Origin of the sequence: Turicibacter faecis (assembly GCF_037076425.1) — a bacterium.
Lineage (GTDB): Bacteria > Bacillota_I > Bacilli_A > MOL361 > Turicibacteraceae > Turicibacter > Turicibacter faecis.
Genome location: NZ_AP028127.1, coordinates 927693 through 951780, shown reverse-complemented (window position 1 = coordinate 951780; position 24088 = coordinate 927693). Strand labels below are relative to the sequence as shown.

Here is a 24088-nt window from a genome sequence, read left to right as displayed (position 1 = left end):
TTATCATGAATTTTTAACCGTTAAGCGACTGATTTTACTTTGTTCTCGTTCCATTCATCGACGGTTCTCATGATTGGATAAAAGCATCCTCGCATGATTAAAATGGAGGATAACGTTAATAAAGCTAAGCCCACCATCGCAAATGAGGGAGAAACAGTATCTGCTATCCAACTCATTACTAATGATAAAACAGCTCGCATCAAAAATTGGCCTTGAGATTGAATAGACAACAACGTTGCCCGATTATCCTGAATCACTTTATTTAATAAAATAGTTCGGTAGGGAAACATGACCCCATTTACGATTGAAATCACTAAGATCGATAAGATAGTGACTAAAATAGACGCTTGATTTCCCAATCCTAAGATAGCAACTGTTGAAATAACGTATAACCACAGATAAAAATTAGAACTATTTTTGACATGTACAAACTTTTTAACGAGATGTACGCCAAAAGAGCTTACAATTAACTTCAAACACGTCACAACACCTAACCAGTTAGCATCTAAACCTTGGTCCACAAGTAACACCGATTCATACGTAAACGTTAAACTTAAAAAAGTAATTAAACACACGTTATGAAAAACAACAGCAAGATAGGCGGGAGATAATACCGTCCCCTTAAACTGTTTAAAAGACACCTTTCGTGGCGTTTGTTTAACCTTTATAGGTTTGAAACTTAATGCGGTACCCGTCGAAATTAAACTATTGACTATTGTGAGTAGAAATGGGAGTAACTGAAATACAGAATAAACCATTGACCCAATTAATTTAAAGCCTGATCCGACCAATTGCCGCCACATGATAGTATTTGATTGAACGATAGGATAGCGTTGTTCGCCTACTTGCTCGTATAAATATGCATCACTAATTCCGGAATCGCATGATACGGCTATGCCCCAACAAATAAAACTTAGCAATAATAGCGCCCGATTTGTCGTCACCATCATGAGTAACATCGAAAGCGTCATAAAAATACCCGAAAGCGCCAAAACAAATTTATATCCTATTTTTTCAGAAAGGTAACTCAATGGAATCTCTAATCCCATCACGGTTAAATCTTTGGCTGTATGAAACGCCGCAATGCTCACAAACGAGCATCCCAGTGATCGTAAATAAATGACATAAATGGCCGTCATAAAATGATTTAACGTAAAAATTCGATACAGATAAAATCGCTTCATATTTTTAGCTCCTATCCTCCATTAAAAGAATAACGATTCAAAATTATATTAATCTTCTAAATAGAGATATACGACTTTTGGACACATTTATTATTCATGTCTACGACTTGTTTATAACCCTGATTAAAATTCCGTTTTATAAATTCAGTAACATCAACTATTTCTTCTAAACTCATATTATATAGATTCAATTGTTCTTCATAATAAGCTCTATATACATTATATGAAATTGTTTTATACCCCTTATTCTTTAATTGAAGGAGTGCACTCATAGTATCTTCATAAGTATCAATACCGATAATCAAAACCGGCTCAATGTTTTCTTTACCAAATACCTTAGATGCAGTATCTAATATTGTGATGATTTCTGAAAACATGACATCTCCTTTATTATTCGGCACCCCCTGACTTGCCATATACTTCTTTCTTTTTTTATCACAAACAATTTCTATAGGATATAAATATTTTTTCACTCCGCATTTCTGTGCTTGTATCATTGCCTCTTCTGTATCTAATAAATGGGTTGAGACCTTAAACCATTGGTGTTCCTTACTCACTGGGTCAAACTGATTACACGATATTTCTTTTAAATTAATATATAAACTTTCTAAATAATTCAGTAAATGTTTAGAATCTCTAAATCTCCCAGTAGAGATATAAAATTCATTTAATGTTTGATAGTTTACCTCTGGTAGTTCACTTATAATATATCGACATAGCTGATCCGCCCTTAAATTTATAAGTTCATCGGTTCTATTTTTCGAGTACATTTCCTGAGTTCTTAGGCAAAATTTACATTCTTGATTACAAAATTGTAGGGGGTTTACACATAGGATATTTTCCCCATATAAATTTTTGGATACGTACGCAATATTATTTATAGAACATAAATTACACCATGAAGTAATGGTACATATTTTTTTATCTTCTAGATAAATATCTGTTCCCTTTAGATGGAAATTTGTAGTTAATATTGAGTCCTTTCCTCCCCAACTGTTTGGAACAACCCGCATGGTTATTGGTTTATTATCCACTGTTGCAATCACCCTTAAATATCTATAACTTTCCTCCTTAGGCGCATTAATAAATGATAAAGCTAACTCATCATCAACCTTAATACCACATATTGATAACGCCAGTAAATACAAATTTCTAATATTATCTTGTGAATATTCAGAATATCCTTTGAAAATTTCGTTAATTTGTGACAATGTATAATTAAATCTAATTTTTGGACTGACCAATAATGGTTTCCTATATCTTTCAATATAAGCAAAAGTAACTTTTTCGAGGGGTTCCTCATAAGAGTTTAATAATTTATATAAATTATTAAATATTTTCCCCCCGCTATTACCTAGTATTTTCTCTGTTTTGGCCAATAAAAGATTATTCATATTATCCTCTCCTTATTAAATAATAAACGAATAAGGTCTACCTAATTGGGATAGACCTTTCCCTATCTGTTGCCCCCTCATCATAACAAACCAGTCTGCAAAAAAGAACAGCAATTCCCTATTCGGTCATTGAAAATGCCTGAACGGTTCATTTAGTCAAAAAAAATCCCTTTTTTAAAGGGATTTTTCTGCCTCTTTTGTTATTAAACCTTCCAATTCTTTGACAAATCGTCTTGAAATGAGACAAGATTCTTTATTCTCAAAATAGACCTTTTTTTCTTTTTTATCTACCTTTACAACATTTTGAAGGTTAATGACATAAGATTTATGGCATTGAAACAACCGTTCATGAAGTTGCTCAACATCTCGCAAACTCCCCTAAAACTGTGTATTCATTTTTTTACTCACTAAATGTAGTTTATGAGAACCGGTCAACGTCTCAATATATAAAACCTCCTCGAAAGGAACACTCATTTGTTTGGTAGGAAATATTTACAAAATTAACGGTTTATATTTTTTTAAGATCATCAATCTAAATATTATCTTTAAAAAAAGAACGTAAATAAGTTTATCAAGTAAATTTTATGACTACGATTTATCCATGCTACTCCCCCTCTTACTTCTTTTCAACTTGAATATACTGTTTTTTTCTTAAAAAAATGTCGATTCATGCGGTATATGTATTATTAAATTTTTTAAAGCGTTATCAATTCTTTTGATAATATAATAATTAACAGCTATCTGAACTCTCCACACTTGATTTAGAATAGCTTCTCACCGGCTGACAAACGTTGAATCAACAGCTGGGAGAACTTATTCTTCTCTTTCCATCAATCATTCCTAAGAAATACATGTTATCCTTAATCAAATGGATGCTTTACTCCTAAGTAGGAAGTTTCCAATAAGAACACTCACTCTCATTTTAATAAACCTCTTCTTTCAAATAGCTCTACCCTATTTTAAAAACCATCCTTCCCAACAAAAAAAAGAGGGAAACTTGACCCATGGCACGCCTGGTTTCCCTCTTTTTGATTCTTATACTTGTTCGAATTGACTGTTATAAAGTTCAGCGTAAAAACCGCCTTTTGCTAGTAATTGTTCATGGTTTCCGCTTTCTAAAATATCGCCATCTTTTAAAACTAAAATCACATCTGCATTTTTTATCGTTGATAAACGGTGCGCAATAATAAAGGAAGTTCGACCGTGCATTAACTGATCCATCGCTTGTTGAATGATTAATTCTGTTCTCGTATCGACCGAACTTGTCGCCTCATCTAAAATAAGCATCGGTGAATTTTTAAGCATCGCTCGGGCAATCGTGAGCTGTTGCTTTTGACCGGCCGACAAGTTAAGTTGATCATTTAATCGCGTTTCATACCCTTCCGGCAACGTTTGAATAAAATGGTGTAATCCGACCGCTTCACAAGCGCGCTCAACATCTTCATCCGTTAAATGCGTTTGATTATAAATTAAATTTTCTTTAATCGTTCCTTCAAACAACCAAGTGTCTTGTAAAACCATACAAAATAAATCATGGATGTTTTCACGCGTCATATCATGAATTGAAACGTCATCAATTCGAATATCTCCTCGATTGATTTCATTAAATCGCATCAATAAATTAACAAGCGTCGTTTTTCCCGCTCCTGTTGGTCCGACAATCGCAACTTTTTGCCCTGGATGTGCCGTCATTGAGAAATCTTTAATGACAGGGCGATCACTTCCTTCATAGGCGAATGAGACATGGTCAAATTCTACTTTTCCTGTTACTTCTTCTAAATAACCGGCCTTTTTTGACTCGTCTTCCATTTCCCAAGCTTCTAAAAACTCAAAAACGCGGTGCCCTGCTGCCGAAGCGGATTGTAAACTTTGGGCAGCTTGTGCCATTTGTGCAAGAGGTTGTGTAAAATAGCGGACATACATAATGAACGCCACAATGACCCCGAATGAAATCGTTCCATTCATCGTCAATAATGCCCCGACAATACAAACGGCTACGTAGCCAAGGTTACCGATAAAGGTCATCAGTGGCATCATAAATCCGGCAAGAATTTGTGCCCGGTAAGTATTAGATGTCAATTCCTCATTAATCGTTTGAAAAGTTGAAATCATCTTTTCTTCACTATTGTAAGCTTTAATAATCATCTGACCTGAATAAGCCTCTTCAATATAACCATTTAATTTCCCAAGCCCCTCTTGTTGCTTTAAAAAGAACACCTGAGAGCGTTTCATAATGAACATCATCATAATAAATCCAATAATTGTCGCCAGTATTGCCGTTAGCGTTAGCACGACATTTGTCTTTAACATCATCACAATTGACCCAATAAACAAACAAGTTGCGCTGACTAATGTGGTTAAACTTTGGTTTAATGATTGCCCTAACGTATCCACATCATTTGTCACGCGTGATAAAATATCACCTGTCGTTGCTTGATTATAATAACTCATCGGTAAGCGGTTAATCTTCACCGTTAACGATGTTCGTAATTGCTTAGAAACTCGCTGAATCACTTGTGTCATAATGAGTCCTTGCGTCAGTGATAAAATGAAACTAACAGCATAAATCATTACAAGCGTGATCCCAATCGAAGTAATTCCTTCTAAATCAAGCTCGCCCATTAACCCATTTGTCATTAAATCGGTCATTTCTGATAATTTATCTGGACCAAAAAGAGTTAAGAGGGTTCCAATTACACTTCCAATGAGCGCTATGATAATTTGCACCGTATATTTTTTACAATATTTTAATAATTTTAAAAAACTACTCTCCTTTTTCTCCATCTTTCTCATGACTCAAGTTCCTCCTTTGAAAGTTGAGAGTATGCAATTTCACGATAAACCTCACAAGATGCCATTAAAGAATCATGAGATCCCATTCCAACAATTCGTCCTTCATCCAAAACAATAATTTTATCTGCATCCTTAATGGTTCCAATTCGTTGGGCGACAATAAATAACGTGGCACCAGCCGTTTCCTTTTTAAGCCGCTGACGGAGTGTTCGATCCGTTTTATAGTCTAGGGCAGAAAAAGAATCGTCAAAAATAAGGACCTTCGGACGACGGGCAACAGCCCTTGCAATCGATAACCGTTGTTTTTGACCTCCAGATAAATTCGTTCCACCTTGTGCAACATGCGCCTCATATCTCTCTTCCATCTTGTTAACAAACTCTGACGCTTGAGCAATCTCGATGGCTTCTTCTACCGTTTCATCTTGAGATGACGCTTTTCCGTTATCTCCAAACGCGACATTTGACTGAATGGTTCCCTCAAATAAGATGGCACGTTGTGAAACATAACCTAATTCATTACGAAGCGCCTGCTGGTCGTAGTCTTTAATATTGACTCCGCCAATTAAAATCTCACCTTCTGTTACATCGTAAAAACGTGGGATTAAATTAACCAGTGTACTTTTTCCACACCCTGTCGCTCCAATAAGGGCAACCGTTTCTCCTTGGGACACTTTAAAATTAATGTTATCTAAAACATAGTCCTCACCATCAGCGTATCTAAAGCAAACATCTTTAAATTCAATCTCTCCCATCAATCGCTCATCCTTAGGAATAAAATTCCCGTCTTCAATGGTCGGCTTCATCTCCAGCACCTCATTAATTCGACTCGCTGAAACCGTCGCTCGAGGAAGGATAAACATAATCATAATGAGCATCATAAAAGCCATCACGACTTGCATCGCGTAAGAAGAGAAGACGATCATATCTGAAAAAACCGTCATTCGTTCCATTCCAATTGCCCCATCAATTAAGAAGGCACCAATCCAGTAGATCGCAAGCGTTAAACCACTCATAATTAAGTTAATACTTGGAAACAAAAAGGCCATGACACGCCCAACAAATAAATTATTGTACGTTAACTCGGTATTGGCTCTTTCAAATTTTTCCTCTTGATATCCTTCGGCATTATAAGCTCGAATCACGCGTAATCCATTAATATGCTCACGTGCAATTTTATTGACATTATCGGTTAAGCGTTGAATGCCCTTAAACTTTGGCATTCCTAACCAAACGCAAATGGAAACGATAACAATTAAAACAGCAACTGCCACTGCCGTCGCTAACGTCCATTGCCAACCTTTATTCGTAATCTTTACTAAGGCCCATCCTGCTAAAATGGGTGCCTTAATCAGTATTTGAAGCCCCATGACAACAAACATTTGAACTTGCGTCACATCATTTGTTGAACGCGTCACAAGACTTGCTGTTGAAAAATGGTTAATTTCCTCCATTGAAAACGACTGAACACGGTTAAACAGTGCAAAACGTAATCTTCCGGATAAATTGGCCGCTATTTTCGCCGAAATCGCCGCTACAATAAAAGAAGTCGCTAGGCTAAAAAAGGCACATAGTAACATCTTCCCGCCTGCCGCTAAAATTTCTTCCATCTCACTTCCTTCTGTTTGCACTAACTGCGTAATCTTACTCATGTAGTCCGGTAATTTTAAATCAAGCCAGACTTGGGCAATGATGAAGAGGACGCTACATAAAAACAATAGCCACTCCCTCTTTTTTAATTGTCGAAACATCTTAATCATCTTTTCGCACTCCTTTTTCAAATCTCCACCTGATAACTATAACAAAGAAACATTAACTCATGATAAACAATTGAAAAAAGAGCAACTTTTTCATCAACCATGAGGTAGATTCCTATCTAGCATTGGTAAGTCATGATAAAAGGCCCCCTTTTATAAAGATTTAGGGAGCCTTATCGTAAAGATAGTCCGTTGGTTTGGTATACTTTCGCACGTAATCTCCCCCTGATGAAGGAGAATAATTTTTTTGACAATCGATAGACCCAGTCCGTTTCCCATCGTCTTTCGGGAATGGTCTTCTTGATAAAATTTATCAAATATTTTAGGAAGCGTCTCTTTCGCAATTCCGCATCCATTATCGGCAATCATCACGGTTAAATCCGCCTCATAACTTCCCATGGACACTTCGATCTTTCCACCTATTGGAACAAATTTAATGGCGTTATCTAATAAATTTAACCACACTTGATTGAGTAATTCTTTATTCGCATAAATATCCTCATCTTCAATCGTTGCAAGCAGTAAAATATCTTTTTTTATTAATTTGGGTTCAAACATCAAAATACATTGTCGTAACTGTTCCCCCAAATTAAAGCGTTGGCGATCAACTAAAAGAGTTTGTGATTCGATATTCGATAACATGAGGACATTCGTCGCTAAAGTTGACAGGCGGTCGGCCTCCTCTATCATAATCGTTAAATATTCCTCGCGCTCTTCCTTAGACAACGTATCATCCTTTAGAATCTGGGCAAATCCTTTAATCGAAACAATCGGAGTTTTAAACTCATGCGAAAAGTGATTAATAAAATCAGTGCGTAGCACCTGAATGCCTGCTAATTGTTCCGCCATCCGATTAAAATTATCAGATAACAGCTGATATTCTAAGGGATGAGTCATATTTAAACGCACCGAAAAATCCCCGCTAGCTAGTTGATCCATCGCTCCGGTAAAAATTCGAACATTTTTCAACATTTTATGCCCCCAGATAATTGAAATCGTTGTTCCAACTAAAAAGCAGGCAGCTAACGTCAACAACATAGGGTTAAGACTCTCCTCATCAAACCACCCGAGGCCAATCACCGTATAAATTAAACAGGCGGTAATCGTAAAAATCAAGACGTATAAAATAAAAATAAACAGCGTCGTATAAAAACTAAAACTAATTTTCGTTAATAATTGCCTCATTCCTTTTTCACCGCCTTATATCCAAGCCCTCGCACTGAAACTAACTCGAAAGCTTCACAATCAGCAAAACGTTTGCGCAATCGATTAATATGAACGTTCACGGTTGTGTCCGTACTCTCCGTGTCAACGCCCCAAATCTCATCCATTAACTGAATACGTGTAAAGATTCGTCCCGGATAAGATAACAATTTATACAATAAATAAAACTCCTTTTGTGGAAGCGTCTGCACGTCTTGATTTCGGTGCACCGTTAAGGATTCATAATCTAAGACGACATCGCCAATCGTTAATTTTTTCTCACTTGCAATTTTTGACCGTCGCAGTAAGGCTTTAATCCTTAAAACAAGTTCCTCCGTATCAATCGGCTTCGTCATATAATCATCGGTTCCCATGATAAATCCCCGCTTTTTATCTTCTGGTAATTGCTTAGCTGTCACCATTAAAATAGGCATCATAAACTCCGCCTCTCTTAATAATCTTGCCACCTCATAACCATCAAGCTTTGGCATCATCACATCCAAAATGACTAAATCGACATGATGAGATTCGATCACTTTTAATGCCATCTCACCGTCTTCGACGCTTAAGACATGATATCCCTCTCGCTTTAAGACGACCTCTAATAATCTTCTGGCATGCTTGTCATCTTCTGCCACTAAAATATGAATCATCACGAATCACCACCTTTAATATCTTACCTCTCCCCCAATAAAAGGCCCATCCTTGAAGACTCACTCACCTTAGTACGTCCTTCTAACACTCTTTTCGATAAAAATGACTGGTATTCTCCCTATAACATCCGCTTTATTATTTTACCAAACAAATATAAACTCTAAATAAACAAAAGAATAGAATTCAAAAAAAATCACGTTTTAATTCAGACGTGATTTTTTGGCGAAACGTCAAACAAGTTGAGTCCCTGGATGAGAAGTTTATCCTAAATTTTGTCCCTTCTGCTTGGATAGTTAGGCCTCCTTAGACGTCATAAAGCGATCCAGGGTCCTAGCCCTTCAAAAAAGGTGGCTCATTTTTTCGAGGTCACAAACAATTCAGACAAAAGACGAATTAAATCCGGATAAAGACATTGAAGTTCACAGGTTAGTGCCTCTAACTGTTCAAAATAGCTCTGTAACTGGCCGTCTGTAAAGTAAGGTTGACATCCGATAATTTCCCCTCTATACACATCGCATCCTTCATATGGATTCGCCGTCCCAACATATAGCTCATCCTCTTGGCTAACAAGTAATGTCCGTCCTCCGTAACTATACGGATTATTAAGTCCACTTAAAACCTCAGGTCTAAAATGAATACCATCTTTTGAAACATATAAATCGAATCCTTTCGGATACTGATATTTTTCTAAAAGGCAGATGATCTCCCCGTAAAGACATACAAGTTGCTGGTATTTTTCCTGTCCAATGCGTTGAATCAACCCCTCTTTTCGTTGGATAAATACATCTCGCATCAGTTTCATATTAACAGAATCATCAAACGTTGTTAAAATCAATTGATCTTGATAGGCAAGTAATTGCCACCCATATACATTAAATGGCGAATTAAAGCCCGATTTAAAGCCCGAAAGACTCGTTGTTCGTTCTCCTGTCTTCGGATGAGTTGGTTTCATTGGTCGTCCTCCTACAATGAGTTCCCAACAGTCACAACGATCAAAACGAACAAGATCAAAACCAAGCGGCGCAAATAAGGCTAATGGAAATTTTTTAGTTAATGCCACATATAAATGATTTTTAAACGTTCCCATCGACATGATTTCTTGATTCATTCCATCCCCAAATCCTGCATCACCAATTTTTATCCATTTATTCATTGCAGGTTGGCCCTCCATTGAACGCCAAACTTCTGCCCCGTTTTCACCTGAAACACCTAAATACAACTTGTGATTAAACACCTCCAGTGCATCTATTCCGCCCATCGGATTTTTATCTTTCTGAAAATAAGGATGATGAGGGTCCATAACGAGCTTAAATGGTTCAAACTCAGGATCGGCGCTCGAATACAGGTAGGAATTTTTTCCTCCAATTCCTTCCTGCAGCGTTGACACATAAAGTCTACCATTTAGTGAAGCAAATGAACGTGAACTTCCTCCAACTACCTGTGGTGTTCGTAGTTTTTTCCAAGTCACACCGTCAATACTTTTATAAATATAAACACGCTCCCCGATTGTTGCTGCATAAAGGGCTGTTGAATATTTTGATTCATGCACCGTCATCGCCCGAAACCCAAAACTTTTATCATAAGGATGTGTTTTAAACACGCGTTGCCATCCTTGTGTCCCATCCTTTTTATAACGCCAAATTTCAGCATTATTATCTAACCCCGTTGTTTGAACTTGGCCCAATAAAGGTCGTTTCGCTAATGAAAGCATCGATGTGAACATATTACGGCAAGTTCCAACATAAATATAATCTCCCATTTCCGCCATTGACCACGCATAATTATTTTGATGTGCATTAACAGGGTTCCACATATCAAATCCTTTAATTGCATTTAATTTTTCAAAACATAACATACTATTTCTCCTTTTTCTCACCTTTATTCTATGTTATAGTATGTTCACCCTTGAATGTGCGTGACACGAAAATGCGAAGGCCATCACTTTTTCCCTCAACATAAAAAGCTTTACAAAAAAAAGCATCTGAAGTCAATGTCCTCAGATGCATAAACTTATTTAAAATTTTAACGATACAAGCGAAGAACGCAAAACATCTACCCAAATATAAGTTTCTCTATTAAAAAACGAGTCCCCACATCATTTTTTAACCTTTTGTTCCCTTACTTTAAAATTATACTGAAAAGCTCCCACATATTTTGTCGTAATTTCTAAAAATCTTCTTTTTTTTAAATTTTTCTTTTAAAAAAACCTTATCTAGAAAGATAAGGTTCGTTTATTAACACGCTTGCTGTTTTAAAAAGTTTACCTGTGAGTGAGTAAGAACCTCACTCACAGATACAGTTTGTTTCAATACATAGCCAATCTGTCCATCATAAATGACTTTTAACCATAAATGATCTGATCCAATAACCTCAAATTTCGTATGGGATGGAATGATGGTTAACACCTCCGAAATCAATGATTTTTCTGCACGCAAATTTAAACTTGTCCATGTATATTGATAGACAGATATATGGCATTTTACAACTTTCACTTTCTATTCATCCTTTCTAATGACATTTCTCTTCATTTTATGAATGGCCCTTCAAACTTGTTCCTATTAAATGAAACTTTTCATGAAGTTTCCTAATGAATCACAACGGTCGTCCCATCTAAAATAGCGTCATAAATCCATTTCGCTTGATCCGCCGCTAAACGAATACACCCATGGCTTAACGCCTCGCCTAAGCGACCTTCCGTTACCTTTGTTCCACTTGGGTCATACAAAACTGAGTGATAATAATATCCTTCTTTGATTTTTGTGGCATATTTCGCTTGATAACGTCCTGTTTTAAAAGACTCTTTACGCCCATTAATATGAAAAACTCCTGTAATCGTAGGTGTTTGGGCCGCCCCAATCGAACATGGCCAACAATATAATTCTTTCCAGGATCCCTTAACATCCTCAAATACATACGTTTGCTTTGCCTTTAAATCTGTGACAACTAAAAAGGGAGTCGGACTCTTAATCTTCTGGTCATTTACGAACTTTTCAGCATTGTAATAAAAATTTCCGAGCTTATCAGGTTGATATTTGATTCCATCATCACTTAACAGATCAGCTTCAACATAGCCCAGTTTTCCTTCATAAAAGACTTGATTAAAAACTCCCTCTTGATCAACCACTTCAACCACTTGATGCTTTTTAATCGTCTTCATTGATTTGGATTCTTTTAAAGGTCTTGTTTTTAAACGCGTCGTTGCCGTCGTTATTTTGGTGACTGACACGTTACCTTTAGCGACATATCCCTCTCGATGGTTAAAACTCACCTTTAACCACTCATCATCTGAATCCAATAGTTCAAATCGAGAATAGGCTGGAATTACTTTAATAATCATAGCTGACTTCGAGGGTTCCTTTTGTAAATTTAGATTTTTGATCGTATACTTACTTATCCCTTCATTAACCTCTTCACTCATCTGATTCACATCCTTCCTCCTATCTTTTTCTATCGTATGTAAAAGACCCCGATTGGTGCTATGACCTAGACATTTTCTTCCTAATCGAAAAAAATTTTTTCATTCCCCCATGAAATATCCCCCTTATCGCAAATGCTTTATCAAAAGTGTCCCCCTCCTCACCATCTTTAAAATAATGGGGCACAAAGAAAAAAATCATAAAAAAAACACTTCATGTCTGACACATCAGGTCATCAACACAAAGTGCTTTTTTTCCTTTTATTTACTTATACTTGATAGGCCCGTTGAACCTTTAATTTCTTTCCTTTAATCGTCCGTGTCTTTAATCCATCGAGAACATCAAAACCTTTCCCATTTAAAATATCGATATAGGTCACTTGATCCTTAATCTCAATAATCCCGATATCCTCTTTACAAATTCCATCGATAGATAAAATCGTTCCAACAAAATCAACAGTGCGTAATTTCTTCTTCTTTCCACCATTTAAATAAAGTTTCATAATTTCACGATGAACATCCGCCTGTTTTGTCTGTTTCTGTTGCGGACGACGTTTGAGTTGAGACTCAAACCGTTCCCTTGACTGTTCGACCTCTATTTTTACAGGGCGCTCCTTCACCGGTAATTCAAACCCAATATAGGTTTGAATTTCTTCAAGCTTTCTCGCTTCAAATGGTGTCACAAATGTTACTGCTTTTCCTTTTTCTCCTGCGCGACCAACACGCCCCACACGGTGAACAAAAGCCTCGCCATCTTCCGGTAAATCAAAATTAAAAACATGGCTCATCTGACTCACATCGATTCCACGGGCTGCGACATCCGTCGCAATTAAATATGGGAATCTCCCCATTTTAAATTGGCGCATCGTCTCAAGTCGCTCTTTTTGTTCCATTCCCCCATGTAATTTTAAAACCGGATAGCCTTGCGCCTTTAATCCTTGATACAATGCGTCAACTTCATCGCGCGTCGCACAAAAAATCATACATTGAGTCGGATTCTCAATCGTTAAAACATCCTTTAATACGCGCACCTTCTCAGGCACCCGAACCTGATATAGCGCATGTTCGATGGATTCATTGACAATAGACTCTGATTCAATCGTTATCATAGATGGATTCTTTAAATACTGTTGGCTTAATTTTTCAATTCGAGCTGGCAGAGTAGCTGAAAAAAATAAGGTTTGTCGATTTAAAGACGTCATCTTTAAAATCATCTCAATCGTCTCGATAAATCCCATGCTCAACATTTCGTCGGCTTCATCTAAGACCACGTATTTTACTCGTTGTAAATTCAATGTCCCACGCTCTAAATGATCAAGCACACGTCCTGGTGTTCCAACAACGACATGCGTCTTTTGTTTTAACTGTTGGGCCTGTTCTTTAAACGGGGACTTTCCATAAACGGCAACCGCCTTTAACCGTTTAAAGCGTCCAATATTCATCATTTCCTCTTGAATCTGAATGGCTAATTCTCGCGTCGGTGTTAAAATCAATGCCTGTGGTCGATTTTCCTCCCAGTCAATTTGCTCACTAATAGCCGTTCCAAAAGCAGCAGTTTTCCCGCTTCCTGTTTTAGATTGGACCATCACATCGTTTCCTTTTAAAATCTCAGGAATAACACGTGATTGAACATCCGTCATTTTTTCATATCCGAGTCCCGCCAAAGACTTTAAAATTTCAGGACTTAGGTTTAATTCGTTAAAGGTTGACATCTTCCTACCTCTTTCAATTCTGTCTATTTTTAGGCTCATTGCCCGTAGTTTTCTTTATTTTTACAAATTTCTTCTTTTTCATTTCTTCTTCTCTATTGTAACACGATTCCTAATGGCGTCAATGTTTTAACCTTTTTAAACATAAAACTCGTTGGATAAACATTCAACGAGTTTTATGTGATGCCATTAGACTAACTTCCTTTTTATAAAAACTGACCTTTGTTTCATGGTGCCATTTAGTCTTTCGACTAGACGACAAGCGATTAAACATTTTAAAAGATCGCCTACAATAAACGGATAGACCGAGAGTTGAAAAGCGACGACAAAGTCTATCTCCATCAGAATGCTCATCCAAAAAGCACCCACGAAATAAACAATCGGCATCCCAATCCCTACGGTTAAAAAAATATTGGACCCGAGCTTTTGCGGGAATCGTTTTTTTAATCCGCTAATCACCCCCACCGAGATAAAAAAGGCGATTAAAAATCCTCCCGTCGGCCGAAGGAACACGGATATGCCCGAACTTCCCCCAGCGAAAACAGGAAAACCGATCAGTCCTAATATCAAGTAGGCACCCATCGTTGTCATGGCTTGTGCGGGGGTTAGCCAAAGTGCAATCGTATTAATCATAATCGTTTGTGCCGTAATGGGCGTTGTCATAAAAGGCAATGGAATTGATACATATGAGGAGACACAGAGCATCGCCAAACAAAGGGCGATTGATGTTATCTCACGAATTTTCATCATCTCTTTTCTCATAGTGAAGTCATCCCCTACTTTCTTCGGATTGAAACTTCACCCGAATGTAGCGTTTCAACCTCTCCATTTTGTAATCGGACAATGAGTCCACCCGTTTCATCGATGTCTTCGGCCACGCCTTCAATCGGAGCACGATTTTTAACAAACTCCACGGTCTTCCCCAAAACGTTCGATCGTCGTTTATATTCAACTAAAATCTCTTCATCAAAAGAAAAAGATGAACTAATCGGTAATACCTCATTTAATAAAGCCGCACAAATCTCATTTCGTGTCGTCTTTAAAGGAGTTAAAGCAGTGGCGATCTGTTTTAATTCATCTGGAAACTCTTCGTTCCAAACATTTAATCCAATCCCTAAGATCATGTATTGGACCTGCCCTGTTTCAAAATCGGTAACAGCCTCCGTTAAAATACCGCATACCTTTTTATCTCCTAAGTAAATGTCATTTACCCATTTGATACTAGGGGCTTGATGGGTCAAACGCTCTAGTACACGACAGATGAGGACGGCAACTTGCATCGTGACATAGACAGACTGACTCAGATGCATCTGAGGACGTAAAATAAGGCTCATATAAAGCCCCTCGCCCTTAGGTGAGTAAAAGGGCCTTCCAAAACGACCATGTCCCCTCGTCTGCTCATCAGCTAAGATCACATGCCCATGTTGGGCTCCTTCTATTGCACGAACCTTTGCCCGCGTATTCGTTGAATCAACTTGTGGGTAAATTTCAAGTTGTATTTTCTGATAATCGGAATGCAACGCCTTAATAATTAAATCCCGTGATAGGGGATCACGAACCTGGCATAAACGATATCCTTTATTTCCTATCGACTCAATTGGGTATCCCTCTTCCCTTAATTGTTTAATCACCTTCCAAATTGCTGTCCGACTAAAAGAAAGACGATTAGCTATTTCCTGACCGGATATGACCTCATCATGATGATTCATGAACAAGGCTAACACCTCTTGTTTTAATTCCATCAACTTCCACCTCTCTATTATCCTCATCATAGCATACCGCCCCTTTTATCGTCAACTACTTTGGTTTTCAAAGTTTATATATAAAAAAAACAGGTAGTTTTCTACCCGTTCTTTATATTGTGAGGATAACATCGCGCCATCCCCCACTTAAAAAACTTTTCTAAGAGGCTCCATTGAGGCGACCTTTGGATAATCATCCAACTATCTTGCAACACCAAGAAGAAAGCAACTGGAACCACGATAACCATAGGATTATACATGAATGCCTTTAGAATCTGACCATGCATGAGGCTAAAAAATGCCCGTGTAAACCCGCAACCTAAACAATCCATATGAAAGAGATGATACCAGATACATAAACGCTGGCCTTCAACGGTTTCAAGTGGAATCATATAGATTAAAATAAAAATAGCGGCATAAATAATCAGACGGATCCACCTTATTTTTTCACTCATTTATTGAAGCTCATTCCCGCCAGCATCTGTTGTAATCACCGTTCCACAAAGAATTAAAATACCTTCTACAAATCCCCATAATGACACAAGCGCAGTTGAAATTCCAAATGTGAAAATTCCAAGAATCACACTCACTAATAATTGAACAAGTCCAATTGTCGTATACCCTAAATAAAAGCGGTGAATTCCAAATACCCCCAAAAAGATTCCTAATAATCCAGCAACTAATTTTGATTTTGGAGCCCCCACTCCTCTTTTCAAATTAGTTCCGCATGTTGGACAAACATCCGCCTCTTTAGCAACTTCTGAACCGCAGTTTCCACAATAAGAATCACCTTTTGTTGTTGCTACTCCGCATGAAGTACAGTAATCAGCATTTTCATTTAACTCTTTCCCACAATGACGACAATACATACTCATCATCCTCTCTTTAACTCATGTTACACTCTTAATTTATGTCACAATTAACCGTTATATGACTTCTAAATGATTCCTCCGTAAAAAAGCGTTTGCTCCCTTTACAAGGAACAAACGCCTTCATTATTTCTTACCTTTACCCATCGTTTGTTTTAAACGTTCGCCATAAGAATGTTGATTTTTTATCCAATCCTCACATTCTACTTCTTCATCTGAAATCGACTCCCCATAAAAATAATAACCTAATGTACTCATACAGTAATTATTCACATTATGGAGACACGACCCGCAATGGCTTTTTTTATCTGTTACATCCATCCTCATATCTCATCTCTTTCTCTTTAAAGTTATACTGACCACCAATTACCATACATTTAGCGTCGGCCCCATGACCAATCGCATCAGTCTTAATCATCGGTAAAGATGGATTTTCAACAATTTGACGAACAAGTGTCACGATATCCGGCTGAAACGATTTTTTCTGCATTTCAGTGAAATGTCCGAGAATAAGGCCGTTAATCTCTTCAAATACCCCAAGTTGCTTATATTGATTCAAATAAGTTGCCATTTTCGCCACATCACCACTATACGCCTCAAGCAGTAAAATCTTCCCTTTAAACGAGGGCCAATACGCTGTACCTGCTAATTTTAAGAAACATCGTATATTTCCTCCAATCACAACGCCCTCCATCTTCTGTCCCTGAATCCAGTCAAATGGAAAAGTGAATAAGGCGTGTTCCTGCTCAAAAAGTGAGGCTTTAAATTGCCCCTGTTGTGCATCAGCAAAGGTTCCGACCAGGTGACGAATTTGATAGAGATAACTCGATTGTCCTGTTTTTGTATATAGCGCATTTAGCACCACCGATAAATCACTGTACCCGAAAAAAGGTTTGGGATGTTGGCTCATCCACTCGTAATCCAGATAGGAAAGAACTCCATTTGCTAAATCTCCTCCAGATACATCAAAAATCGCTCGGATATCTGGGTTTTTATAAAAATCCATCAACATCTTCGCACGCTCTTTATCTGAGGCATGATAGACACTCTCTTTAGCAAACAAAGAAGGGGGACGTACGGTAGAGAGCCCCATTTCCTCTAATGTTTGCTCTAACCGATCAAGCGTTGGTTTTTGTTGTACAGATAATCCGTTAGATAACGCAATCAACCCTATGGTTTGCGTTGGTTTTAATAAGGACACGAAAGATGACCTCCTTCGCTTTCACGTTGTTCTAATAGCGTACGCTGATGCTTTTTATTAAATGGGCTTAACATAATCACTGTACTAAACAAACTTGGATAGAATTTATTTAAATAGTTCAAATAGTAACACCATTCGTAAGTTAGGTAGCGATAAATGGCCGCCATATCTTCCTCTAAATGTGTGCACTTAATTTTTGATAAATCGGTAATATCTTGGGTATCTAATTCCTCTTTTAAATGCATAATTCGCATCAACATTTCTGTAAATGTCTCATGTTCATGCAAGCTATCTGTTGTCATGAGTGTAATAATAATATTTTTCCCCTCATGTAAAATTTGTTGCAACTCTCTTAAATCAATTTTAGTAAGTTGCACCTCATAATGATACGATGAGTTAAGTTGTTGTAGTCGTTTAAAATACTCATCATTCCAAACACTTGGATCTTGGATCCGTAATTTTTTACAAATAGCGACACGATCATCTTGATTAACAAAGTACTCCAATAATTGCGTTCCAAATTCAGCATAAAAAACGCCAACTAACATATTTAATTTTTCAAGATCCTGTTCCTTCTTACGTCTCTCTAACACGCGCTCTAAAATCATTGTCGTAAAAAAGACCTCTAGCGGAATAAACGCAATATCTGCAACTAAAAAGATCATCGTATGATGAACATCTTTAAAAATTAATACGTGGACGAAATGCAAAATCAAGGATAAACTCACGAGGCCACACCCGATGAGAATCGTTTCTTTCTGTCGTTTTTTCATCTTTAATTCCTCCTCTCTTAAACACCATGTCCGGACATTTTTATAAACACCCTCTATGACTGATTTAAGTCTATCTTATAGTCCACCTTTGTCCGCTATTTCTAACGCTTGATGAATTGAATAAACATTTCTATCTATTCCATATAAAACGTTTTAATTTTATTATAAACAAAAATGCTTAATTTAACAAGAAGATCCGTCTTCCCTCTTAGCATACCCGGAATCAAAAAAAACATCAACTTAACTACAAAGTTGATGTTTTTCTAAAGACTTTTTATTTCATTAATTGACAAACATTATTGGTAAATGCCACTGGATCTTCAATATCTAATCCTTCAATTAGGCGTGCCTGGTTATATAAAACATCTGTATATAAATCAAATTTAGCTTGATCTTGTTCATAAGCCGCCTGTAAAGATTTAAATACTTCATGATTAACGTTAACTTCTAGCACTTTGTCTGCTTTAACTTGTTGTCCATTTGGCATGGAATTTAACACTTTTTCCATTTCAATGGATAATTCCCCTTCATTCGCTAAACAAACAGGATGTGATTTTAAACGTTGGCTTGCACGTACAGCTTTTACCTTACCGCTTAAAACAGATGTCATATTTTCAAATAATGAGGCGAATTCTTTAGTTGCTTCTGCATCCTTTTCATCAGTTTCAAGGTCTAAATCGGCACTAGAAACTGATTTGAATTCTTTTCCGTCATAAGACATCAGCATCTTAATCGCAAACTCGTCAATATCTTCTGTAAAGTAGAGCATTTCATATCCTTGATCAAGAACTGCTTCTGATTGCGGTAATTTTTTAACTCGATCAATTGAATCCCCTACTGCATAATAAATATGAGATTGACCCTCTTTCATACGTGATACATATTCAGATAGAGTGACTAATTTATCTTCGTAAGAAGAAGTAAACATTAATAAATCTTGTAATACCTCTTTATTTGCACCAAAATCCGAATAAACCCCATATTTTAATTGACGACCAAATGATTGGTAGAACGTTTCATATTTTTCACGGTCATTTTTAATCATTTTTTCTAATTCATTTTTAATTTTTGTTTTAATATTTTTCGCTATTAACTTTAACTGACGATCATGTTGTAAGATTTCTCGTGAGATATTTAATGATAAATCCTCTGAGTCTACAATTCCCTTTACAAAGCTAAAGTAGTCGGGTAATAAATCCGCACATTTATTCATGATTAAAACACCGCTTGAATATAACTCTAACCCTTTTTCATATTCCGTTGTGTAGAAATCATATGGCATTTTTTCAGGAATATATAAAATAGCTTGATAGCTAACATTCCCATCAACACTTAAATGAACATGAGCTAATGGATTGTCAAATCCAAAATGTTTCTCGTGATAAAAAGCTTGATAATCAGCATCGGTCAATTCGCGTTTATTCTTTTTCCAAATTGGAACCATGCTATTCACTGTCTGCTCTTCTGTAACTTCTTCGTATTCATTCTCTGTTCCTTCTTTTAATTGCGAATGTGTGATATCCATTTTAATTGGATAACGAATAAAGTCAGAGTATTTTTTGATAATTGCTTTTAATTTGTATGGGTCTAAATATTCATCGAAGTTTTCATCTTCGGTATTTTCTTTAACCGTTAGGATAATATCTGTTCCCACAGATTCCTTTTCGCATGGTTCAATCACATAACCATCTGCACCGCATGACTCCCACTTATAGGCTGTCTCTGCCCCTAATGCTTTTGAAATCACCGTTACCTTGTCCGCCACTAAGAATGCAGAATAAAAACCAACACCGAATTGACCAATGATATCATGTCCGTCTTCTAATTCTGTATCTTTTTTAAACTGTAACGAACCACTCTTTGCAATGACTCCTAAATGCTCGTCTAATTCCGCTTCTGTCATCCCAATTCCAGTATCCGAAATTTTAATTTGGCGCTTTGCCTCATCAACCGTAATTTTAATAAAATAATCTTCCGAATTGAAACTTAAATTGTGATCCGTTAGTGCTCGATAGTAAAGTTTATCAATAGCATCACTTGCATTTGAAATTAATTCTCGCAAGAAAATCTCGCGATGCGTATAAATCGAGTTGATCATTAAATCAAGTAAACGTTTTGATTCTGCCTTAAACTGTTTCAATTGAATCGCTCCCTCTTGTTTTATCACTCGTTAAGTAAGAGTGCTAATACAATCTACTCTTTTTATATCATACCCCTATTAGCGTGTCAATCTTTTTTAAGAAAAATTAACCTTCCGTTATTCTCCCAACCCACTTTCTTTAAATTTATCACTAAATCCTGACATCAAGCGGTTGAGCGGTTTTTTCAAGAAAACTGAGACGAGAATAGCTACTATAATATAAGTACTTAGAATCACTATATCTCTAGATAAAACACTTTGAACAACCCCACCTATTGATTCTCGTGCAAACGAAATGGCATAAGTAAACGGTAAAAACGGATAAATGATTTGGAAAAATTTTGGAGTTAATTGGATAGGGAAGGTTCCTCCAGAACCCGCTACCTGTAAAACGAGCAGAATAATCGAAACAACTTTTCCGACATTTCCAAAAACAGAGACAAGTGAGTAAATAATGAATGTAAAAACGACACTTGTGAACAAGATACCGCCCACAAATAAGAGTGGATTCATACAATAAATTTTCAATAGGTATAAATCCCCCAATGCGATAATTAATCCTTGAAGAAGCGCAATACTTAAAAATAAAAGTAACTTACCAAAGTATTCTTCGCTTTTTTTATACTCTCCTCTTGCATGCACAGCTAACATCGAAATTAACAATGTCATTCCGACCCATTGAGCAAGTACACTATAAAATGGCGTCATCGCTGTTCCATAATTATGCATTGGGAATAACGTTTCTTCAACTAACTCAACAGGTGTAGCCATAAAGCTTTCACGTTGAGCAATTCCTTCTTGAATGAGCGTTAATACTTCCTGTAACCCTTCACTACTGTTTATTTCTCCAAGTTTCTCTGTCAACGTTTGTAGTTTTTCCTCTGCCTCTGGAAGCTTTCCATTAATATACTCAATTGCCGAAATTCCTTGGTCAGAACCACTATAGGCGGTATTTAATAAATTTGTTACATCAGGTAACTTATTACTTGCTTCATTTAAAACAGTTAAGACAGACTCTGCTGTTTCATACGCTTTATCGATAACTTGATTTAAAGAGGGAGCAATTTCGTCATCAAAACGTTTAACAATTGAATCGGCTGTGTTAGATACATCATTTAATAAAGTTAAAATTTGATCAAACACTGTCAAATCTGGTCCTTCTCCTGTTGCTAATTGACCTTTAACCTTTTCTAGTAGCTGTTGAACACGAGCTAAATCACCTTGAACTCCCTCAAGTTGCGCAATCATTTCATCAAATCGCCCTGCAGGAAACTTATTAAAACTTTTTAACATTTTAATAAACGATTGAATAAGTCCTTGTGTTCCATCTACCTTACTTATCAGTCGATCAACAACCTGTGGAGCCTGTTCTGAACCGCTTGAAATAGCATCCTTAACCCCTTGTGTATACGTTTTTAGTTCCCCACTAATCACCGATACAAGTTCTAAATCTGATTTTAGTGTTGGGACGAAATCAGAAAGGGCTGACTTCGATGAGGTTATAAAGCCTTCTAACCCTGTCGCCGTCTGCTTAGCAGAATCAATCGTTGATTCAATCAGAGGTAAATCATTTTGAATGGATTGGATTAAATCCTTTAATTGAATCCCTCCACGGTGAGCCGTGTCTACTAACTCATTCATCTCACCAAACTTAGAAACGAGCTCTTCTAACTGTGAGTGAACATGTGATAATTCAGGTAAAACCTTTTCTTGAATCTCAATTCCTAACTCTTTTCCTGCCTCTAACAAAATACCACTGACAGTTTTGACAATAGTTTGATTAATACTTTCTTGAACACCCGTTGCTCCTTTACTTGTTAATTTAGGAGCAATCGCATTTATTTTTTCATTCACTTGATAAATAATTTTTCCTTTTTTCACATCCGTTGTAACAAGAGATGAAATATCTTGTGAAAAATCAGTTGGAATTGTAAGAGAAGCATAGACTTTTCCTTCTTCTAAAAGAGTTTGGGCCTCTTTCTCGCTCATAAACTGCCATCCCATTAAATCATTGTTTTTTAACTCCTCAACTACTTGATCCCCAACATTTATTTCCTTCCCATTGAGCGTCGTTCCTTGATCATTGTTTACAACGGCAATTTTAATTTGACTGGTTGCTGATTGCCCATAAGGATCCCAGGATGCCTTAATATTAAACCAGGCATATAACGAGGGTAAAATGCATAGGGCTAAAACGACAATAGCTGCTGCGTAATTGGTCCCGATGTGTTTCAAATCTGTCTTATAAATGGTCCAAATATTTTTTAACATTTCAATCCTTCTTTCCTTATATTGAATAGAGCAATTATACACCTCTTGTCTGAAAAAATCGACAATGTTTCCCATTTTTCTTATATAAACTGTCATTTTTTTATTCAATCTTGATCGTTTATCACAAGATAAAAAGGGGATTAAAGATTTCCCATTATTATAAAATCCTCTCCTCATTATTATAAAAAAAAAGGCTCCTTTTTATAGGATGCCTTTCTTATCATATCTCATTCACCTTTTAAAGAAAAATCATTCTCTTGACAACTAAAAACAAATCGTTCAAATAAAAGTCGTTCGGCCTGATCCCTTTTATACCTTAATTCAGGGTGCCACTGAACGGCCACTAAAAACGGGTAATCTTGATGACGGACGGCTTCAATTAATCCATCCGGTGCTAACGCTTCTACAATTAGTCCCTCGCCTAATCGCTTAATTCCTTGATGATGCCGACTATTCACTGCCAATTGTTGAACACCTAACCAGTGTTGTAATACTCCATTCTCAGATAGGTATACCTCATGCGCTGGTTCATCATAGGGAGGCAGCTGACGATGCGAAAAAGAACGCTCTTTCATGTACTGACTTTCAATGTCTTGAAATAAACTTCCATTAAAATAGACATTTATAAATTGAAACCCCCGACAAACACCGAAGATAGGTTTTCTTTTTTCAATCGTTTTTGTTAGCACACACCATTCAAAATCATCTAAAACTTTTGATGTATGGCCACACTCCTCTTCTTTCACCTCTTCGTAAAGACTCGGATGAATATCATCACCCCCCGTTAAAAAAAGACCGTCTATTCGTGCTACTAGTTCCTCAATAAACTGTTCAGATTGAAAAATAGGTAGGATAATAGGAATTCCACCCGCATCATAGATTGCCTCAATATAGGTCCGTTTAACCCAACTACTTTGTTTTTTGTCATCCCAAAGAGGAACAATTCCAATTAAAGGACGCTTTGTCATCCATATCCCCCCTACTCT

At 36.8% G+C, this 24088-nt stretch carries 21 protein-coding genes; all 21 read right to left on the bottom strand.

The features are described 5' to 3' along the window. Nucleotides 1–20 precede the first annotated feature (20 nt). The 21 genes from AACH31_RS04575 to AACH31_RS04475 all read right to left on the bottom strand — a co-directional run bounded on the left by AACH31_RS04575 (nt 21) and on the right by AACH31_RS04475 (nt 24070). Nucleotides 21–1184, bottom strand: a complete 1164-nt coding sequence (locus AACH31_RS04575; RefSeq protein WP_161831670.1) for an MFS transporter — start codon at nt 1182–1184, stop codon at nt 21–23. Between the two features lie 56 nt (nt 1185–1240). Next, entirely contained in the window at nt 1241–2578 is a 1338-nt protein-coding gene (locus AACH31_RS04570) for a hypothetical protein (protein WP_338617963.1), read from the bottom strand. Between the two features lie 174 nt (nt 2579–2752). Further along, the gene (locus AACH31_RS04565; RefSeq protein WP_161832057.1) at nt 2753–2950 is read right to left on the bottom strand and encodes a LytTR family transcriptional regulator DNA-binding domain-containing protein; all 198 of its coding nucleotides are present in this window, start codon (nt 2948–2950) and stop codon (nt 2753–2755) included. A gap of 663 nt (nt 2951–3613) precedes the next feature. Then, nucleotides 3614–5371 (bottom strand): ABC transporter ATP-binding protein, encoded by a 1758-nt coding sequence (locus AACH31_RS04560; protein ID WP_161832058.1) that lies wholly within the window; start codon nt 5369–5371, stop codon nt 3614–3616. Beyond that, complete coding sequence (locus AACH31_RS04555) at nt 5368–7128, bottom strand: ABC transporter ATP-binding protein (RefSeq protein WP_161832059.1); 1761 nt, start codon at nt 7126–7128, stop codon at nt 5368–5370. The genes AACH31_RS04560 and AACH31_RS04555 overlap by 4 nt, the downstream gene beginning before the upstream one ends. A gap of 150 nt (nt 7129–7278) precedes the next feature. Then, a complete protein-coding gene (locus tag AACH31_RS04550) occupies nt 7279–8310 on the bottom strand; it encodes a HAMP domain-containing sensor histidine kinase (protein WP_161832060.1) in 1032 nt (343 codons plus the stop codon). After that, a complete protein-coding gene (locus AACH31_RS04545; protein ID WP_161832061.1) occupies nt 8307–8981 on the bottom strand; it encodes a response regulator transcription factor in 675 nt (224 codons plus the stop codon). Before AACH31_RS04545 ends, AACH31_RS04550 begins: the two co-directional genes overlap by 4 nt. 353 nt (nt 8982–9334) lie before the next feature. Beyond that, nucleotides 9335–10837 carry a hypothetical protein gene (locus tag AACH31_RS04540; RefSeq protein WP_262950643.1) on the bottom strand — a complete coding sequence of 501 codons (1503 nt, stop codon included), beginning with the start codon at nt 10835–10837 and terminating at the stop codon, nt 9335–9337. A gap of 379 nt (nt 10838–11216) precedes the next feature. After that, a complete protein-coding gene (locus AACH31_RS04535; RefSeq protein WP_161832063.1) occupies nt 11217–11474 on the bottom strand; it encodes an SH3 domain-containing protein in 258 nt (85 codons plus the stop codon). Nucleotides 11475–11566: 92 nt separating this feature from the next. Next, nucleotides 11567–12400 carry a L,D-transpeptidase family protein gene (locus AACH31_RS04530; protein ID WP_237658932.1) on the bottom strand — a complete coding sequence of 278 codons (834 nt, stop codon included), beginning with the start codon at nt 12398–12400 and terminating at the stop codon, nt 11567–11569. Nucleotides 12401–12666: 266 nt separating this feature from the next. Further along, a complete protein-coding gene (locus tag AACH31_RS04525) occupies nt 12667–14109 on the bottom strand; it encodes a DEAD/DEAH box helicase (protein WP_161832065.1) in 1443 nt (480 codons plus the stop codon). A 186-nt stretch (nt 14110–14295) separates the two neighbouring features. Beyond that, the gene (locus tag AACH31_RS04520) at nt 14296–14868 is read right to left on the bottom strand and encodes a biotin transporter BioY (protein WP_161832066.1); all 573 of its coding nucleotides are present in this window, start codon (nt 14866–14868) and stop codon (nt 14296–14298) included. A gap of 14 nt (nt 14869–14882) precedes the next feature. Beyond that, nucleotides 14883–15848 (bottom strand): biotin--[acetyl-CoA-carboxylase] ligase, encoded by a 966-nt coding sequence (locus AACH31_RS04515; protein WP_161832067.1) that lies wholly within the window; start codon nt 15846–15848, stop codon nt 14883–14885. A gap of 101 nt (nt 15849–15949) precedes the next feature. Continuing rightward, the gene (locus AACH31_RS04510; RefSeq protein ID WP_161832068.1) at nt 15950–16303 is read right to left on the bottom strand and encodes a DUF2752 domain-containing protein; all 354 of its coding nucleotides are present in this window, start codon (nt 16301–16303) and stop codon (nt 15950–15952) included. Next, on the bottom strand, nt 16304–16717 hold the full coding sequence (locus AACH31_RS04505; protein ID WP_338617961.1) for a TM2 domain-containing protein: 414 nt from the start codon (nt 16715–16717) through the stop codon (nt 16304–16306). Nucleotides 16718–16843: 126 nt separating this feature from the next. Beyond that, nucleotides 16844–17044 (bottom strand): hypothetical protein, encoded by a 201-nt coding sequence (locus tag AACH31_RS04500; protein WP_262950647.1) that lies wholly within the window; start codon nt 17042–17044, stop codon nt 16844–16846. Then, nucleotides 17022–17918, bottom strand: coding sequence for a S66 family peptidase (locus AACH31_RS04495; protein ID WP_161832071.1), 897 nt, complete (start codon nt 17916–17918; stop codon nt 17022–17024). The genes AACH31_RS04500 and AACH31_RS04495 overlap by 23 nt, the downstream gene beginning before the upstream one ends. After that, complete coding sequence (locus AACH31_RS04490; RefSeq protein ID WP_161832072.1) at nt 17906–18691, bottom strand: hypothetical protein; 786 nt, start codon at nt 18689–18691, stop codon at nt 17906–17908. Before AACH31_RS04490 ends, AACH31_RS04495 begins: the two co-directional genes overlap by 13 nt. A gap of 274 nt (nt 18692–18965) precedes the next feature. Continuing rightward, nucleotides 18966–20831 (bottom strand): molecular chaperone HtpG, encoded by a 1866-nt coding sequence (htpG, locus tag AACH31_RS04485; protein ID WP_161832073.1) that lies wholly within the window; start codon nt 20829–20831, stop codon nt 18966–18968. A 117-nt stretch (nt 20832–20948) separates the two neighbouring features. Continuing rightward, the gene (locus tag AACH31_RS04480) at nt 20949–23102 is read right to left on the bottom strand and encodes a YhgE/Pip domain-containing protein (RefSeq protein WP_161832074.1); all 2154 of its coding nucleotides are present in this window, start codon (nt 23100–23102) and stop codon (nt 20949–20951) included. Between the two features lie 227 nt (nt 23103–23329). Further along, a complete protein-coding gene (locus AACH31_RS04475; protein WP_262950652.1) occupies nt 23330–24070 on the bottom strand; it encodes a gamma-glutamyl-gamma-aminobutyrate hydrolase family protein in 741 nt (246 codons plus the stop codon). Nucleotides 24071–24088: the final 18 nt, after the last annotated feature.